General features: G+C 63.4%; 12 protein-coding genes and 1 tRNA gene. All 13 read left to right on the top strand.

What is annotated here, in order from left to right; genetic code table 11:
* The first annotated feature begins 262 nt into the window (after positions 1 to 262).
* Positions 263 to 691: a 50S ribosomal protein L11 gene (rplK, locus tag N440_RS20255; protein WP_004145248.1), complete on the top strand. Its 429-nt coding sequence runs from the start codon at positions 263 to 265 to the stop codon at positions 689 to 691.
* Positions 692 to 695: 4 nt separating this feature from the next.
* Positions 696 to 1,394, top strand: coding sequence for a 50S ribosomal protein L1 (gene rplA / locus N440_RS20250; RefSeq protein ID WP_004154350.1), 699 nt, complete (start codon positions 696 to 698; stop codon positions 1,392 to 1,394).
* Positions 1,395 to 1,778: 384 nt separating this feature from the next.
* A complete protein-coding gene (gene rplJ, locus N440_RS20240) occupies positions 1,779 to 2,315 on the top strand; it encodes a 50S ribosomal protein L10 (RefSeq protein ID WP_005408203.1) in 537 nt (178 codons plus the stop codon).
* Between the two features lie 63 nt (positions 2,316 to 2,378).
* Positions 2,379 to 2,747, top strand: coding sequence for a 50S ribosomal protein L7/L12 (rplL, locus tag N440_RS20235; RefSeq protein WP_004154353.1), 369 nt, complete (start codon positions 2,379 to 2,381; stop codon positions 2,745 to 2,747).
* A gap of 308 nt (positions 2,748 to 3,055) precedes the next feature.
* Positions 3,056 to 7,210: a DNA-directed RNA polymerase subunit beta gene (gene rpoB, locus N440_RS20230; protein WP_004154354.1), complete on the top strand. Its 4,155-nt coding sequence runs from the start codon at positions 3,056 to 3,058 to the stop codon at positions 7,208 to 7,210.
* A gap of 87 nt (positions 7,211 to 7,297) precedes the next feature.
* Entirely contained in the window at positions 7,298 to 11,521 is a 4,224-nt protein-coding gene (gene rpoC / locus N440_RS20225; protein ID WP_004154358.1) for a DNA-directed RNA polymerase subunit beta', read from the top strand.
* A 284-nt stretch (positions 11,522 to 11,805) separates the two neighbouring features.
* Positions 11,806 to 12,180 carry a 30S ribosomal protein S12 gene (rpsL, locus tag N440_RS20220; protein ID WP_004145320.1) on the top strand — a complete coding sequence of 125 codons (375 nt, stop codon included), beginning with the start codon at positions 11,806 to 11,808 and terminating at the stop codon, positions 12,178 to 12,180.
* A gap of 12 nt (positions 12,181 to 12,192) precedes the next feature.
* Entirely contained in the window at positions 12,193 to 12,666 is a 474-nt protein-coding gene (gene rpsG, locus N440_RS20215; protein WP_004145321.1) for a 30S ribosomal protein S7, read from the top strand.
* 141 nt (positions 12,667 to 12,807) lie between these two features.
* Positions 12,808 to 14,949 (top strand): elongation factor G, encoded by a 2,142-nt coding sequence (gene fusA / locus N440_RS20210; RefSeq protein WP_133936459.1) that lies wholly within the window; start codon positions 12,808 to 12,810, stop codon positions 14,947 to 14,949.
* 51 nt (positions 14,950 to 15,000) lie between these two features.
* Positions 15,001 to 16,191 carry an elongation factor Tu gene (tuf, locus tag N440_RS20205; protein ID WP_004154360.1) on the top strand — a complete coding sequence of 397 codons (1,191 nt, stop codon included), beginning with the start codon at positions 15,001 to 15,003 and terminating at the stop codon, positions 16,189 to 16,191.
* Positions 16,192 to 16,293: 102 nt separating this feature from the next.
* Positions 16,294 to 16,369: transfer RNA gene (locus tag N440_RS20200), tRNA-Trp, on the top strand.
* Positions 16,370 to 16,418: 49 nt separating this feature from the next.
* A complete protein-coding gene (gene secE / locus N440_RS20195; protein ID WP_004154361.1) occupies positions 16,419 to 16,832 on the top strand; it encodes a preprotein translocase subunit SecE in 414 nt (137 codons plus the stop codon).
* A 10-nt stretch (positions 16,833 to 16,842) separates the two neighbouring features.
* Positions 16,843 to 17,403 (top strand): transcription termination/antitermination protein NusG, encoded by a 561-nt coding sequence (nusG, locus tag N440_RS20190; RefSeq protein WP_004154362.1) that lies wholly within the window; start codon positions 16,843 to 16,845, stop codon positions 17,401 to 17,403.
* The last annotated feature ends 56 nt before the right edge of the window (positions 17,404 to 17,459 follow it).

Below are 17,459 nucleotides of genomic sequence, written 5' to 3'. Positions count from 1 at the left end.
GCTCGACTTTCCGTTCAGTCGAGCAAGCTCGACTCTACAGATGGAAACCGGGCTTGGCCCGGTTTCTTCCGTTTACGTGCTTCTTCAGGCATGTGAAGAAAAAACCTGATATAGTGCGCGGCTCCCCGCTGGGAAGCCAGCAGGACGAGGCCACCGCAAGGTGGCCTTCGGCATGATTTCAAAACGCGATGCCGGGACGCGTGATTCCCGGTCCGATGGGGAGCCTGTTGTCGAAAGGCGCTAGCACCCGGAGAGCACTCACATGGCAAAGAAAGTTGTCGGTTACATCAAGCTGCAGGTGAAGGCCGGTCAGGCCAACCCCTCGCCGCCGGTCGGTCCTGCGCTGGGTCAGCGTGGTCTGAACATCATGGAATTCTGCAAGGCGTTCAACGCTGCCACGCAGAAGCTCGAGCCGGGTCTGCCGGTTCCGGTGATCATCACGGCCTACTCGGACCGTACGTTCACCTTCATCACCAAGAGCACCCCGGCTACCACCCTGCTGAAGAAGGCCGCTGGCATCTCGTCGGGCTCCAAGCGCCCGAACACCGAGAAGGTCGGCAAGGTCACCCGTAAGCAGCTGGAAGAGATCGCCAAGGCGAAGGAACCGGATCTGACTGCCGCCGACCTGGACGCCGCCGTGCGTACCATCGCTGGCTCTGCCCGTTCCATGGGCCTCGTGGTGGAGGGTTAATAAGATGGCACAGACCAAGCGTGAGAAGGCCATCAAGGCCGCCGTCGTTCCGGGCAAGGCATACGCCTTCGAGGACGCGATCAACATCCTGAAGAGCGCCACCAAGGCCAAGTTCGTCGAGTCGATCGACGTTGCAGTGCGCCTGGGCGTCGATGCGAAGAAGTCCGACCAGCAGGTCCGTGGCTCCACCGTGCTGCCGGCCGGTACCGGCAAGTCGGTCCGCGTCGCCGTGTTCGCTCCGGCCGGTGCCAAGGCTGACGAAGCCCTGGCCGCTGGCGCCGAAGCCGTCGGTATGGATGACCTGGCCGAGAAGATGCAGGCCGGCGATCTGAACTACGACGTCGTCATCGCAACCCCGGACGCCATGCGCGTTGTCGGTAAGCTGGGCACCGTGCTGGGCCCGCGCGGCCTGATGCCGAACCCGAAGGTCGGCACCGTTTCCCCGAACCCGGGTGAAGCCGTGAAGAACGCCAAGTCGGGTCAGGTCCGTTACCGCACCGACAAGGCCGGCATCATCCACTGCACCATCGGCAAGGCCGACTTCGCCGAAGACGCGCTGAAGTCGAACCTGACCGCGCTGCTGCTGGACCTGATCAAGGCCAAGCCGGCTACCTCGAAGGGCACCTACCTGCAGAAGGTTTCGGTCAGCTCGACGATGGGCCCGGGCGTCACCGTCGACCAGTCGTCGCTGACCCTGAAGTAATTGTTTGAAGCGGTCACGGTGCCCCGGGTGCCGTGACCGTGACATTTGAAGGCATCGCTGGCAGTGCATCGCCTGCGGTAGCCGTCAAAGACCGCAGGCGCGGTCGTGGCAATACCGGCGACGGGCACGGAAGCTCGATCTGGCAAGGAGTCGCCGCCGGAGCAGTCATGAGCGCTTAATCGATTCCCCTGAATCACCCTGCGTAGATGGTGCCCTTCTGGAGTTTTTCTGGTTCACGCATGTCTGGGATATCCCTGATTGCCTCCAGGTCTGGAACGGCCCACCCCCCGGAACATCATCCCGATGTTCCCGGCGTCCAGGACGGATGCCGCACAGGACCGCACACGGCAGGAGCCGTAAGCGGAGTTCAATAGGAGGAGTGCAATGGCTCTCAATCTGTCCCAGAAGCAAGAAGTAGTCGCCGAGCTGGCAGACGTCGCCGCCAAGGCCCACTCCTTGATCGCAGCCGAATACGCTGGCACCACGGTCGCCCAGATGACCGCGATGCGCAAGCAGGCTCGTGAAACCGGTGTTTTCTTGAAGGTTGTCAAGAACACCCTGGCTTCGCGCGCCGTTGAAGGCACCGAGTTCGCAGTCGCCCAGGACCAGATGGTTGGTCCGCTGCTGTACGCGTTCTCGCTCGAGGAGCCCGGCGCTGCCGGTCGCCTGATCAAGGAAGCCGCCAAGGGCAACGACAAGCTGAAGGCTAAGGTCGTCGCCATCGGTGGCGAAGTGTTCCCGGCAAGCCACGTCGACGTGCTGGCCTCGCTGCCGACCCGCGATCAGGCCCTGGCCATGCTGGCCCGCGTCCTGACCGAGCCGGTCACGATGTTTGCCCGCGCCATCAAGGCCGTTGGCGAGAAGCAGGGTGGTGGCGATGTCGCCGCCGACGCTGCCGAGCCGGCCGCCGAGACCGCCTGAGTTTCGACTTACCGTGGTTCCTGACGGAACCTCAACCCAGAAAATCATCCAAAGGTATTAATCATGTCCCTTACCAACGAACAGATCGTCGACGCCATCGCCGAGAAGTCCCTGATGGAAGTGATGGAGCTGGTCAAGGCCATCGAAGAAAAGTTCGGCGTCTCCGCCGCCGCTCCGGTTGCCGTGGCTGCTGCCGCTGGCCCGGCCGCTGCTGTTGAAGAGCAGACCGAGTTCGTCGTCACCCTGAAGTCGGCCGGCGACAAGAAGGTCGAAGTCATCAAGGCCGTCCGCGCCATCACCGGCCTGGGCCTGAAGGAAGCGAAGGACCTGGCCGAAGCCGGCGGCGTCCTGAAGGACAACGCTTCGAAGGACGAAGCCGAGAAGATGAAGAAGGACCTGGAAGCTGCTGGCGCGACTGTCGAAGTCAAGTAAGCACTTCCTTTGCATCGTCATCGATTCACGGCGATGCAGCCAAGGCTGGGGGCGTAAGCCCCCGGCCTTTGGTCGTTTCATGCAATACAGGTTGTAACTGCGGCAAAAAGCCCAACACGGGCTGCGGTCAGACCCCGGCAGGCCAGCGCACGGCGCGGCAGCGGGGGAGTGGTAGCAGACGAGTTGGCAGTTGGAAGTAGCGGGAGAAGGCGTGCTGGTGCCGGCAATACCAGCGACTTCCAACTGACAATTTCAAGTTCCCTTCAGGGTCGTGGACGCACGGCCCGCACAACAAGGTGGAAGACCTCATGACGTCCTATTCGTTCACCGAAAAAAAGCGTATCCGCAAGGATTTCGGCAAGCAGCGCTCGATCCTCGAAGTGCCGTTCCTGCTCGCCATCCAGGTGGATTCCTATCGTGAATTCCTGCAGGAAAACGTCGATCCGGCCAAGCGCACGGACCACGGCCTGCACGCTGCGCTGAAGTCGGTCTTCCCGATCGCCAGCTACAGCGGCAATGCTGCCCTGGAATACGTCGGCTACAAGCTGGGCGAACCGGTGTTCGACGAGCGCGAGTGCCGCCAGCGTGGCATGAGCTACGGCGCCCCGCTGCGCGTGACCGTGCGCCTGGTAATCTACGACCGTGAGTCGTCGACCAAGGCCATCAAGTACGTGAAGGAGCAGGAGGTCTATCTGGGCGAAATCCCGCTGATGACCGAGAACGGCACCTTCATCGTCAACGGCACCGAGCGCGTCATCGTCTCGCAGCTGCACCGCTCGCCGGGCGTGTTCTTCGACCACGACCGTGGCAAGACCCACAGCTCGGGCAAGCTGCTGTACAGCGCCCGCATCATTCCTTACCGCGGTTCCTGGCTGGACTTCGAGTTCGACCCGAAGGACGCGCTGTTCACCCGTATCGACCGCCGCCGCAAGCTGCCGGTGTCGATCCTGCTGCGCGCGCTTGGCTACAGCAACGAAGAGATGCTGGCCGAGTTCTTCGAGATCAACACCTTCCACATCAACCCGGATGAAGGCGTCCAGCTGGAGCTGGTGCCCGAGCGCCTGCGTGGCGAAACCCTGGGCTTCGACCTCGCCGACGGCGACAAGGTCATCGTGGAAGCCGGCAAGCGCATCACCGCGCGCCACATCAAGCAGCTGGAAGCCTCGGGCATCGCTGCCCTGGCCGTGCCGGACGACTACATCGTCGGCCGCATCCTGTCGCACGACGTGGTCGATGCCTCGACCGGCGAACTGCTGGCCCAGGCCAACGACGAAATCACCGACGAGCAGCTGCAGAGCTTCCGCAAGGCCGGTGTCGATGCCGTGGGCACCTTGTGGGTGAACGACCTGGATCGTGGCCCGTACCTGTCCAACACCCTGCGCATCGACCCGACCAAGACCCAGCTGGAAGCCCTGGTCGAGATCTACCGCATGATGCGTCCGGGCGAGCCGCCGACCAAGGATGCCGCGCAGAACCTGTTCCACAACCTGTTCTTCACCTTCGAGCGCTACGACCTGTCCGCGGTCGGCCGCATGAAGTTCAACCGTCGCGTGGGCCGCAAGGAAACCACCGGCGAAGCCGTGCTGTACGACCGCAAGTACTACGGCGAGCGCAACGACGAAGAGTCCAAGCGCCTGGTCGCCGCCCACGGCGACAGCTCCGACATCCTGGACGTGATCAAGGTCCTGACCGAGATCCGCAACGGTCGCGGCGTGGTCGATGACATCGACCACCTGGGCAACCGTCGCGTGCGTTCGGTCGGCGAAATGGCCGAGAACGTGTTCCGCGTGGGCCTGGTCCGCGTCGAGCGCGCGGTCAAGGAGCGCCTGTCGATGGCCGAGTCCGAAGGCCTGACCCCGCAGGAACTGATCAACGCCAAGCCGGTCGCCGCTGCCATCAAGGAGTTCTTCGGCTCCTCGCAGCTGTCGCAGTTCATGGACCAGAACAACCCGCTGTCGGAAGTCACGCACAAGCGTCGCGTCTCGGCCCTGGGCCCGGGCGGCCTGACCCGTGAGCGTGCCGGCTTCGAAGTGCGCGACGTGCACCCGACCCATTACGGCCGCGTCTGCACCATCGAAACGCCGGAAGGCCCGAACATCGGCCTGATCAACTCGCTGGCCGTGTACGCCCGCACCAACCAGTACGGTTTCCTCGAGACCCCGTACCGCAAGGTCGTGGACGGCAAGGTCTACGACGAAGTCGAGTTCCTGTCGGCGATCGAAGAAAACGAGTACGTCATTGCGCAGGCCAACGCGCTGACCAATGCCGACAGCGTGCTGACCGAGCAGTTCGTTCCGTGCCGCTTCCAGGGCGAATCGCTGCTGAAGCCGCCGGCGGAAGTCCACTTCATGGACGTCTCGCCGATGCAGACCGTGTCGATCGCGGCCGCGCTGGTTCCGTTCCTGGAGCACGATGACGCGAACCGTGCACTGATGGGCGCCAACATGCAGCGTCAGGCGGTGCCGACCCTGCGTGCGCAGAAGCCGCTGGTCGGTACCGGCATCGAGCGCGCCGTGGCGCGTGACTCCGGTGTGACCGTGAACGCCCGCCGTGGTGGCGAGATCGTGCAGATCGACGCGGCCCGCATCGTGGTCAAGGTCAACGAGGAAGAGATCGTTGGCGCCACCGACGCAGGCGTGGACATCTACAACTTGGTCAAGTACACCCGTTCGAACCAGAACACCTGCATCAACCAGCGTCCGCTGGTCCAGGTGGGTGACGTCATCGCCCGCGGCGACGTGCTGGCCGACGGTCCGTCCACCGACATCGGCGAACTGGCCCTGGGCCAGAACATGCTGATCGCGTTCATGCCGTGGAACGGCTACAACTTCGAAGACTCCATCCTGCTCTCCGAGCGCGTGGTGGAAGAGGATCGCTACACCACGATCCACATCGAAGAACTGACCTGCGTTGCGCGTGATACCAAGCTGGGGCCGGAGGAAATCTCCGCCGACATCCCGAACGTCTCCGAGCAGGCGCTGAACCGCCTGGACGAGAGCGGCGTGGTGTACATCGGTGCCGAAGTCCGCGCCGGCGACATCATGGTCGGCAAGGTCACCCCGAAGGGCGAAAGCCAGCTGACTCCGGAAGAGAAGCTGCTGCGCGCGATCTTCGGCGAGAAGGCTTCGGACGTTAAGGACAGCTCGCTGCGCGTTCCGCCGGGCATGGACGGCACCGTCATCGACGTGCAGGTCTTCACCCGCGACGGCATCGAGAAGGACAAGCGCGCCCGCCAGATCGAAGAGTCTGAAATCAAGCGCGTCAAGAAGGACTTCGACGACCAGTTCCGCATCCTGGAAGCCGCCATCTACATGCGTCTGCGTTCGCAGATCGTGGGCAAGGTGGTCAACGGTGGCGCTGGCCTGAAGAAGGGTGACGTCATCAGCGACGCGTTCCTGGACGGCCTGAAGAAGGCTGACTGGTTCGCGCTGCGCATGAAGGACGAGGACGCCTCGGAAGCCATCGAACGCGCGCAGAAGCAGATCCAGGCGCACGAGAAGGAATTCGAGCGTCGCTTCGCCGACAAGCGCGGCAAGATCACCGCCGGTGACGACCTCGCGCCGGGCGTGCTGAAGATGGTCAAGGTGTTCCTGGCCGTGAAGCGCCGCATCCAGCCGGGCGACAAGATGGCAGGCCGGCACGGCAACAAGGGTGTGGTCTCCAACGTGGTGCCGGTCGAGGACATGCCGTACATGGCCTCGGGCGAAACCGTGGACATCGTGCTGAACCCGCTGGGCGTGCCGTCGCGTATGAACATCGGCCAGATCCTGGAAGTGCACCTGGGCTGGGCCGCCAAGGGTCTGGGTCGCAAGATCCAGGCGATGATGGAAGCCCAGGCGGCCGTTGCCGACCTGCGCAAGTTCCTGGACGACATCTACAACCACGACGACACCAACGTGGCCAACCGTGTCGACCTGTCGCAGTTCAGCGACGAGGAGCTGCTGCGTCTGGCCCGCAACCTGACCGACGGCGTGCCGATGGCCACCCCGGTCTTCGACGGCGCCACCGAAGCGGAAATCAAGCGCATGCTGGAACTGGCCGACCTGCCGAGCAGTGGCCAGACCCAGCTGTACGACGGCCGCACCGGTGAAGCCTTCGATCGCCACACCACCGTCGGTTACATGCACTACCTGAAGCTGAACCACCTGGTCGACGACAAGATGCACGCCCGTTCGACCGGTCCGTACTCGCTCGTCACCCAGCAGCCGCTGGGCGGCAAGGCGCAGTTCGGCGGCCAGCGCTTCGGTGAAATGGAAGTCTGGGCGCTGGAAGCCTACGGCGCGGCCTACACCCTGCAGGAAATGCTGACGGTGAAGTCCGATGACGTGCAGGGCCGCAACCAGATGTACAAGAACATCGTCGACGGTGAGCACGAGATGGTCGCGGGCATGCCGGAATCCTTCAACGTGCTCGTGAAGGAAATCCGCTCGCTGGCCATCAACATGGAACTGGAAGACAACTGATCCATGCCGGCGCGGCGGTCCGCCGCCGCGCCGCTGGCAGTCAACTGAAAGCCCATCGACACAGCATTCCTCCTTCTGGAGAACACCATGAAAGACCTGCTCAACCTCTTCAACCAGCAGCGCCAGACGCTGGACTTCGACGCGATCAAGATCGCGCTGGCCTCGCCGGACCTGATCCGTTCGTGGTCCTTCGGCGAAGTGAAGAAGCCGGAAACCATCAACTACCGTACCTTCAAGCCGGAACGTGACGGCCTGTTCTGCGCCGCCATCTTCGGCCCGGTGAAGGACTACGAGTGCCTGTGCGGCAAGTACAAGCGCATGAAGCACCGCGGCGTGGTCTGCGAGAAGTGCGGCACCGAAGTGACCCTGGCCAAGGTGCGCCGCGAGCGCATGGGCCACATCGACCTGGCCTCGCCGGTCGCGCACATCTGGTTCCTGAAGTCGCTGCCGTCGCGCATCGGCCTGATGCTGGACATGACCCTGCGCGACATCGAGCGCGTGCTGTACTTCGAAGCGTACGTGGTGACCGAGCCGGGCCTGACCGCCCTGGAACGCCGCCAGCTGCTGACCGAAGAGCAGTACCTGCAGGCCCGCCAGGAGCACGGTGACGACTTCGACGCCGCGATGGGCGCCGAGGCCGTGTACGAACTGCTGCGCACGATCGACCTGCAGTCGGAGATGACCCGCCTGCGCGAAGAAATCGCCGCCACCGGTTCGGAAACCAAGCTCAAGCGACTGACCAAGCGCATCAAGCTGATCGAAGCCTTCCTGGAATCGGGCAACCGTCCGGAGTGGATGGTCATGACCGTGCTGCCGGTGCTGCCGCCGGACCTGCGTCCGCTGGTTCCGCTGGACGGCGGCCGCTTCGCGACCTCCGACCTGAACGACCTGTACCGCCGCGTCATCAACCGTAACAACCGCCTGCGCCGCCTGCTCGAACTGAGCGCGCCGGACATCATCGTGCGCAATGAAAAGCGCATGCTGCAGGAATCGGTCGATGCGCTGCTGGACAACGGCCGTCGCGGCCGTGCCATCACCGGCACCAACAAGCGCCCGCTGAAGTCGCTGGCCGACATGATCAAGGGCAAGCAGGGTCGCTTCCGCCAGAACCTGCTCGGCAAGCGCGTCGACTACTCGGGCCGTTCGGTCATCGTGGTCGGCCCGTACCTGCGCCTGCACCAGTGCGGCCTGCCGAAGAAGATGGCGCTGGAGCTGTTCAAGCCGTTCGTCTTCGCCAAGCTGCAGCGTCGTGGCCTGGCCACCACCATCAAGGCCGCCAAGAAGCTGGTCGAGCGCGAAGAAGCCGAAGTCTGGGACATCCTGGAAGAGGTCATCCGCGAGCATCCGGTGATGCTGAACCGTGCGCCGACCCTGCACCGTCTGGGTATCCAGGCGTTCGAGCCGGTGCTGATCGAAGGCAAGGCCATCCAGCTGCACCCGCTGGTCTGCACCGCGTTCAACGCCGACTTCGACGGTGACCAGATGGCCGTCCACGTGCCGCTCTCGCTGGAAGCCCAGCTGGAAGCGCGTGCGCTGATGATGTCGACCAACAACATCCTGTCGCCGGCCAACGGCGAGCCGATCATCGTGCCGTCGCAGGACGTCGTGCTGGGTCTGTACTACATGACCCGCTCGCTGGAAAACAAGAAGGGCGAGGGCATGGCCTTCGCCAACATCGCCGAAGTCAAGCGTGCCTACGACAACCGCGTGGTGGAACTGCACGCGCGCGTCAAGGTCCGCATCACCGAGGTGGTGACCGACGAAGACGGCGTGAAGCAGAACAAGACCTCGATCGTGGACACCACGATCGGTCGCGCCCTGCTGGCTGAAATCCTGCCGGAAGGCCTGCCGTTCGCGCTGGCCAACACCGAGCTGACCAAGAAGAACATCAGCCGCCTGATCAACTCCAGCTACCGCCAGCTGGGTCTGAAGGACACGGTCGTGTTCGCCGACAAGCTGATGTACACCGGCTTCGCCTACGCGACCCGCGCCGGCGTGTCGATCGGCATCGACGACATGCTGATCCCGGACGAGAAGAAGGGCATCCTCACCGAGGCCGAAGCCGAAGTGCTGGAAATCCAGGAGCAGTACCAGTCGGGCCTGGTCACCGCCGGCGAGCGCTACAACAAGGTGGTCGACATCTGGTCGCGCACCAACGAGCGCATCGCCAAGGCGATGATGGACACCATCGGTACCGAGAAGGTGGTCAATGCCAAGGGCGAGACCATCGACCAGAAGTCGATGAACTCGCTGTACATCATGGCCGACTCCGGTGCGCGTGGTTCGCAGGCGCAGATCCGTCAGCTGGCCGGCATGCGTGGCCTGATGGCCCGCCCGGACGGCTCGATCATCGAGACGCCCATCAAGGCGAACTTCCGCGAAGGCCTGAACGTGCAGGAGTACTTCAACTCCACCCACGGTGCCCGTAAGGGTCTGGCCGATACCGCGCTGAAGACCGCGAACTCGGGTTACCTGACCCGTCGTCTGGTCGACGTCGCGCAGGACGTGGTGATCACCGAGGTGGATTGCGGTACCACCGAAGGCCTGATCATGACCCCGATCGTGGAAGGCGGCGACGTGGTCGAGCCGCTGAAGGATCGCGTGCTGGGTCGCGTGGTGGCCGAGGACGTGTTCCTGCCGGGCAACGACGAAGATCCGATCGTCACCCGCAACACCCTGCTGGACGAAGCCTGGGTCGCCAAGCTGGAAGACGCCGGCGTGCAGAGCATCAAGGTGCGTTCGACGATCTCGTGCGAATCGGCCTTCGGTGTCTGCGGTCGCTGCTACGGCCGCGATCTGGCCCGTGGCCACCTCGTCAACATCGGTGAAGCGGTCGGCGTCATCGCCGCGCAGTCCATCGGTGAGCCGGGTACCCAGCTGACCATGCGTACGTTCCACATCGGTGGTGCGGCGTCGCGAGCTGCTGCGGTCGACAACATCACCGTCAAGACCACCGGCTCGGTCAAGTTCAGCAACCTCAAGTCGGTCGAGCATGCCAACGGCTCGCTGGTGGCGGTGTCGCGCTCGGGCGAAATCTCGGTGCTCGATGCCCACGGCCGTGAGCGTGAGCGTTACAAGCTGCCGTACGGTGCGACCATCACGTCCAAGGACGGTGATGCGATCAAGGCTGGCCAGACCGTGGCCAACTGGGATCCGCATAACCACCCGATCGTGTCGGAAGTGGCCGGCTTCATCCGCTTCATCGACTTCGTCGACGGCATCACAGTCATCGAGAAGACCGACGAGCTGACCGGCCTCGCTTCGCGCGAGATCACCGATCCGAAGCGTCGTGGTACCCAGGCCAAGGACCTGCGCCCGATCGTGCGCATCGTCGATGCCAAGGGCAACGACCTGTCGATCCCGGGCACCGACCTGCCGGCGCAGTACCTGCTGCCGCCGCGTTCGATCGTCAACCTGCAGGACGGCGCCCCGGTGGGCGTGGGCGACGTCGTCGCCAAGATCCCGCAGGAAGCGTCGAAGACCCGCGACATCACCGGTGGTCTGCCGCGCGTGGCCGACCTGTTCGAAGCGCGCAAGCCGAAGGATCCGGCGGTGCTGGCCGAGCGTTCGGGCATCATCAGCTTCGGCAAGGACACCAAGGGCAAGCAGCGCCTGATCATCAAGGACACCGATGGTTCGGAGCACGAAGAGCTGATCCCGAAGTACCGCCAGGTCATCGTGTTCGAAGGCGAGCATGTCACCAAGGGTGAAACCATCGTGGACGGCGAGCCGAGCCCGCAGGACATCCTGCGCCTGCTGGGTGTCGAACCGCTGGCGGCTTACCTGGTGAAGGAAATCCAGGACGTGTACCGCCTGCAGGGCGTGAAGATCAACGACAAGCACATCGAGGTGATCACCCGCCAGATGCTGCGCAAGGTCGAGATCACCGACCAGGGCAGCAGCAAGTTCCTGAACGGCGAACAGGTGGAGCGCCAGCGCGTTATCGAGGAAAATGCGCGCCTGTCGACCCGCAACGAGCTGCCGGCGCACTTCGATCCGGTCCTGCTGGGTATCACCAAGGCGTCGCTGGCGACCGAGTCGTTCATCTCGGCCGCGTCGTTCCAGGAAACCACCCGCGTGCTGACCGAAGCGGCCGTCCGCGGCACCTCGGACAACCTGCGTGGCCTGAAGGAAAACGTCATCGTCGGTCGCCTGATTCCGGCCGGTACCGGCCTGGCGTACCACAGCAACCGCCGCCGCGGCGCTTCCGGTCTCACCGAGTCGGAAATGCAGACCCTGGCCGGTACCCCGGCCGCGGTCGAAGCGCCGGTGGTTGAAGCCGAAGCTGAACAGGCATCGGGCGAAGAATGAGGTATCCGGTCCGGCCGCAAGGCCGGACCACCCCATCGGTCCATCGATGGGATTGGGAAAGGGCAGGGGAGATCGTCCGCGATCGACCCCGTCAACCTGAACGGGGTACATGGAGGCCCCCCAGTAACGTCCCGGGATCAGGGACGGGCTTGACAGGAGGCGTTTGACTGCTTTCCTGGCAGGTTGCTACAATCGTCTGTCTCAGCAGGCCAGAATTTCGGCCTGCTTTAACATTTCCGCATCTCTGGTCGGATTTTCCGGCCACCAATCAGAAGAACCTACTGATGGCGACGATCAACCAGCTGGTCCGCAAGCCGCGGCAAGCGACCACCTACAAGAGTGCCTCGCCGGCGCTCGACAAGTGCCCGCAGCGCCGTGGCGTCTGCACCCGTGTCTACACCACCACTCCGAAGAAGCCGAACTCGGCTCTGCGCAAGGTTGCCAAGGTCCGCCTGACCAACCAGGAAGAAGTGATTTCCTACATCGGTGGTGAAGGCCACAACCTGCAGGAGCACTCCGTGGTCCTGATCCGCGGCGGTCGCGTCAAGGACCTGCCGGGTGTGCGTTACCACACCGTTCGTGGCTCGCTCGACGCCGCCGGCGTTGCCAAGCGTCGCCAGGCCCGTTCCAAGTACGGCGCCAAGCGTCCGAAGGCATAAGGAGAGACCACTATGTCGCGTAAGGGTAATACTCCGCAGCGTTCCGTCCTGCCCGATCCGAAGCACGGAAGCGAAACCATCGCCCGCTTCATCAACATGGTCATGCAGAGCGGCAAGAAGTCCGTCGCCGAAAAGATCGTGTACGGCGCCATGGACGTGATCACCGAGAAGAACAGCAGCGCCAACGCCATTGAACTGGTGCAGAAGGCTCTGGACAACGTCGCTCCGGCGGTCGAAGTCAAGTCGCGCCGCGTCGGTGGTGCCACCTACCAGGTGCCGGTCGAAGTGCGTTCGTCGCGCAAGATGGCCCTGGCCATGCGCTGGCTGATCGACTCCGCGCGCAAGCGTGGTGAGAACACCATGCCGAAGAAGCTGGCTGCTGAACTGATCGACGCCTCGGAAAACCGTGGCGGCGCCATCAAGAAGCGCGAAGAAACCCACCGCATGGCCGAAGCCAACAAGGCATTCGCCCACTACCGCTGGTGAGTTTGACGGCCTTGTAAAACAGGCAGGGCAGCACCACTTCGGTGCGTGCTGCCTCGTGGTCCCGGAAGGACTGCGCCAATCCGAAGGCCGCCGAAAGGCGGCGTTCGGCCATCCGAAATCCAAGAAATCTGAGAGGCTCCCGTGGCCCGTTCCACTCCCATCGAGCGTTACCGTAACTTCGGCATCATGGCTCACATCGATGCCGGCAAGACCACCACGTCCGAGCGCATCCTGTTCTACACCGGCAAGAGCCACAAGATCGGTGAAGTGCACGACGGCGCCGCCACCATGGACTGGATGGAGCAGGAGCAGGAGCGTGGCATCACGATCCAGTCCGCTGCCACCACCGCGTTCTGGAAGGGCATGGACAAGTCCCTGCCGGAGCACCGCTTCAACATCATCGACACCCCCGGGCACGTCGACTTCACCATCGAAGTGGAGCGCTCGCTGCGCGTGCTCGACGGTGCCGTCTTCGTCCTGTGTGCCGTCGGTGGCGTGCAGCCGCAGTCGGAAACCGTGTGGCGCCAGGCCAACCGCTACAAGGTGCCGCGCATCGCGTTCGTCAACAAGATGGACCGCACCGGTGCCAACTTCTACAAGGTCCGTGACCAGCTGAAGGCCAAGCTCGGCGCCGTCGCCGTGCCGATGCAGCTGCCGATCGGTGCCGAAGACGGCTTCAAGGGCGTCGTCGACCTGCTGAAGATGAAGGCCATCCATTGGGATGAAGCCTCGCAGGGCATGAAGTTCGAGTACGGCGACATCCCGGCCGACCTGCAGGAAAAGGCTGAAGAAGCCCGTACCTACATGATCGAAACCGCGGCTGAAGCCAGCGAAGAGCTGATGGAAAAGTACCTGGGCGGCGAAGAGCTGGCCGAGGCTGAAATCATCAACGCGCTGCGTACCCGCACCCTGGCCACCGAAATCGTTCCGATGTACTGCGGTTCGGCGTTCAAGAACAAGGGCGTGCAGGCCATGCTGGACGGCGTGATCCAGCTGCTGCCGTCGCCGGTCGATGTGCCGGACGTGACCGGTACCGACGTGGACGACGAAAACGTCGCCATGACCCGCAAGTCCGACGACAAGGCTCCGTTCTCGTCGCTGGCCTTCAAGATCATCACCGATCCGTTCGTCGGCGCGCTGACCTTCTTCCGTGTCTACTCGGGCACCCTGAACGGTGGTGACACCGTCCTGAACTCGGTGAAGGGCAAGAAGGAGCGCATCGGCCGCATCCTGCAGATGCACTCGAACAACCGCGAAGAAATCAAGGAAGTTCTGGCCGGTGACATCGCTGCTGCCGTGGGCCTGAAGGACACCACCACCGGTGACACCCTGTGCTCGATCGACCAGCCGATCATCCTGGAGCGCATGACGTTCCCGGAGCCGGTGATCTCGATGGCCGTCGAACCGAAGACCAAGTCGGACCAGGAAAAGATGGGTCTGGCCCTGGGCCGCCTGGCGCAGGAAGATCCGTCGTTCCGCGTCAAGACCGACGAAGAATCCGGCCAGACCATCATCTCGGGCATGGGCGAGCTGCACCTGGACATCATTGTCGACCGCCTGAAGCGCGAGTTCAACGTTGAAGCCAACGTCGGCGCGCCGCAGGTTGCGTACCGCGAAACCATCACCCTGGCTGACGTCAAGTCGGACTACAAGCACGCCAAGCAGTCCGGTGGTAAGGGTCAGTACGGTCACGTCGTGATCGAGCTGTCGCCGATCACCGCTGAAGACCGTGCCGATGCCAAGATCGCTCCGCTGATCAAGGACGACTTCCTGTTCATCAACGACATCACCGGCGGCGTGATCCCGAAGGAATTCATTCCGTCGGTCGAAAAGGGCCTGCGCGAAACCATCACCAGCGGCCCGCTGGCTGGCTTCCCGGTCGTGGACGTCAAGGTGAAGCTGGTGTTCGGTTCGTACCACGACGTCGACTCCTCGGAAATGGCGTTCAAGCTGGCTTCGTCGATGGCCTTCAAGCAGGGCTTCGCCAAGGCCAAGCCGGTGCTGCTGGAGCCGATCATGAAGGTCGAGATCGTGACCCCGGAGGATTACCAGGGTGACGTGATGGGCGACGTCAGCCGTCGTCGCGGCGTGCTGCAGGGTTCCGACACCACCGGTGACGGCTCCGCTTCGATCATCAACGCGATGATCCCGCTGGGTGAAATGTTCGGCTACGCCACTGCGCTGCGTTCGCAGACCCAGGGCCGCGCCACCTTCACCATGGAATTCGACCACTACGAGCCGGCGCCGAACAACATCGCCGAAGCCGTCATGAAGAAGGGCTGAGCCTCGCTCAGCCTCTCCTGAAAACCACTTACAAAATCAAGGTATAGAACAATGGCAAAGGGTAAGTTCGAGCGCACCAAGCCGCACGTCAACGTCGGCACCATCGGTCACGTCGACCACGGCAAGACCACGCTGACCGCCGCACTGACCAAGATCGGTGCCGAGCGCTTCGGTGGCGAGTTCAAGGACTACTCCTCGATCGACGCCGCGCCGGAAGAAAAGGCTCGTGGTATCACGATCTCGACCGCGCACGTCGAATACGAATCCCCGGTCCGTCACTACGCCCACGTCGATTGCCCGGGCCACGCTGACTACGTCAAGAACATGATCACCGGTGCCGCCCAGATGGACGGCGCGATCCTGGTCTGCTCGGCCGCTGACGGCCCGATGCCGCAGACCCGCGAGCACATCCTGCTGTCGCGTCAGGTCGGCGTGCCGTACATCGTCGTGTTCCTGAACAAGGCCGACATGGTTGACGACGCCGAGCTGCTCGAGCTGGTCGAGATGGAAGTGCGCGAGCTGCTGAGCAAGTACGACTTCCCGGGCGACGACACCCCGATCATCGCCGGTTCGGCCCGTCTGGCGCTGGAAGGCGACCAGAGCGACATCGGCGTGCCGGCCATCCTGAAGCTGGTCGACGCCCTGGACAGCTGGATCCCGGAGCCGGAGCGCGCAATCGACAAGCCGTTCCTGATGCCGGTGGAAGACGTGTTCTCGATCTCGGGCCGCGGCACCGTGGTGACCGGTCGTATCGAGCGCGGCGTGATCAAGGTTGGCGACGAAATCGAAATCGTCGGCATCCGTCCGGTGCAGAAGACCACCGTGACCGGCGTTGAAATGTTCCGCAAGCTGCTGGACCAGGGTCAGGCAGGCGACAACGCTGGCCTGCTGCTGCGCGGCACCAAGCGTGACGACGTCGAGCGTGGCCAGGTCCTGGCCAAGCCGGGTTCGATCAAGCCGCACACCAAGTTCGAAGGCGAAGTGTACGTCCTGTCGAAGGACGAAGGCGGCCGCCACACCCCGTTCTTCAACGGCTACCGCCCGCAGTTCTACTTCCGCACCACCGACATCACCGGCGCAGCTGCACTGCCGGAAGGCGTCGAGATGGTGATGCCGGGTGACAACGTCAAGATGGTCGTCACCCTGATCAACCCGGTGGCAATGGACGAAGGCCTGCGCTTCGCCATCCGCGAAGGCGGCCGTACCGTCGGCGCCGGCGTGGTCTCGAAGATCATCGAGTAAGCCTGCAGTACCGGTGGTTGCATAGCGCCGCCGGTTACGCGAATGGCGGGCCGGGAACCTCGGTCCGCCTTCGCCGTCTAAGGGAAGGCAAGTTTTAAACGTACGCCAGTAGCTCAATTGGCAGAGCAGCGGTCTCCAAAACCGCAGGTTGGGGGTTCGAGTCCCTCCTGGCGTGCCATCTGCCCACCTTATCCAGCGGCCTGGGCCGCTAAAGCAGACACAGCCGGATGAATAGCAAGATCGAACACTCCAAGGACAACTCCGCCCACGGTGGAGATATCGTCAAGTATGTCGCCGCATCGCTGCTGGTGCTGGCCGGTCTGTTCGTCTGGTTCTGGTTCTCCGCCGACTCCGGTCGCGCCGCCCAGCTGGGTGCGTGGGCGGGTCAGCTGCGTGCGTTGGCGGTCGTGGTCGGTCTGGTTGGCGGTATCGGCGTGTTCATGCTGACCGGCAAGGGGCGCGACACCCGCGAATTCCTCTCCGAGTCGCGCTTCGAACTGCGCAAGGTGGTCTGGCCGACGCGCCAGGAAGCCATCCGCATGACGTGGGTCGTGATCGTCGTGGTGCTCATCCTCAGCCTGCTGCTGGGTGGCTTCGACTTCCTGATCCAGAAACTGACTCAGTGGTTCCTGAGCCGCTAAGGAGAATTGCATGAAGCGTTGGTACGTCGTTCACGCCTATTCGGGCTTCGAGAAGTCGGTGGCGCAGGCCCTGCGCGATCGCATCGTCCGTGACGGCATGGAAGAGCGCTTCGGCGACGTCCTGGTTCCGACCGAAGAAGTGGTCGAGATGCGCGCTGGCCAGAAGCGCCGTTCCGAGCGCAAGTTCTTCCCGGGTTACGTGCTGGTCCAGATCGAGACCCACGAAGAAGCCGGCATTCCGCGCATCGACAACGAAAGCTGGCATCTGGTCAAGGAAACCCCGCGCGTGATGGGCTTCATCGGCGGTACCGCCGATCGTCCGTTGCCGATCGCCGATTCCGAGGCCGAAGCCATCCTGAATCGCGTTCAGGAAGGCGTCGAGAAGCCGCGTCCGAAGGTGCTGTTCGAGCCGGGCCAGATGGTCCGCGTTACCGATGGCCCGTTCAACGATTTCAATGGCGTCGTCGAAGAGGTCAACTACGAGAAGAGCCGTCTGCGCGTCTCGGTGCTGATCTTCGGTCGTGCCACCCCGGTCGAGCTCGAGTTCGGCCAGGTCGAGAAGGCCGTCTGACCTGACGTGTAGAGTCGAGCTTGCTCGACTTTCCGTTCAGTCGAGCAAGCTCGACT

The organism is Stenotrophomonas sp. CC22-02 (genome assembly GCF_004365115.1).
Taxonomy (GTDB): Bacteria; Pseudomonadota; Gammaproteobacteria; order Xanthomonadales; family Xanthomonadaceae; genus Stenotrophomonas; species Stenotrophomonas forensis.
The sequence above is the reverse complement of the archived record's forward strand: the minus strand, read 5'-3'. Positions and strand labels throughout refer to the sequence as shown.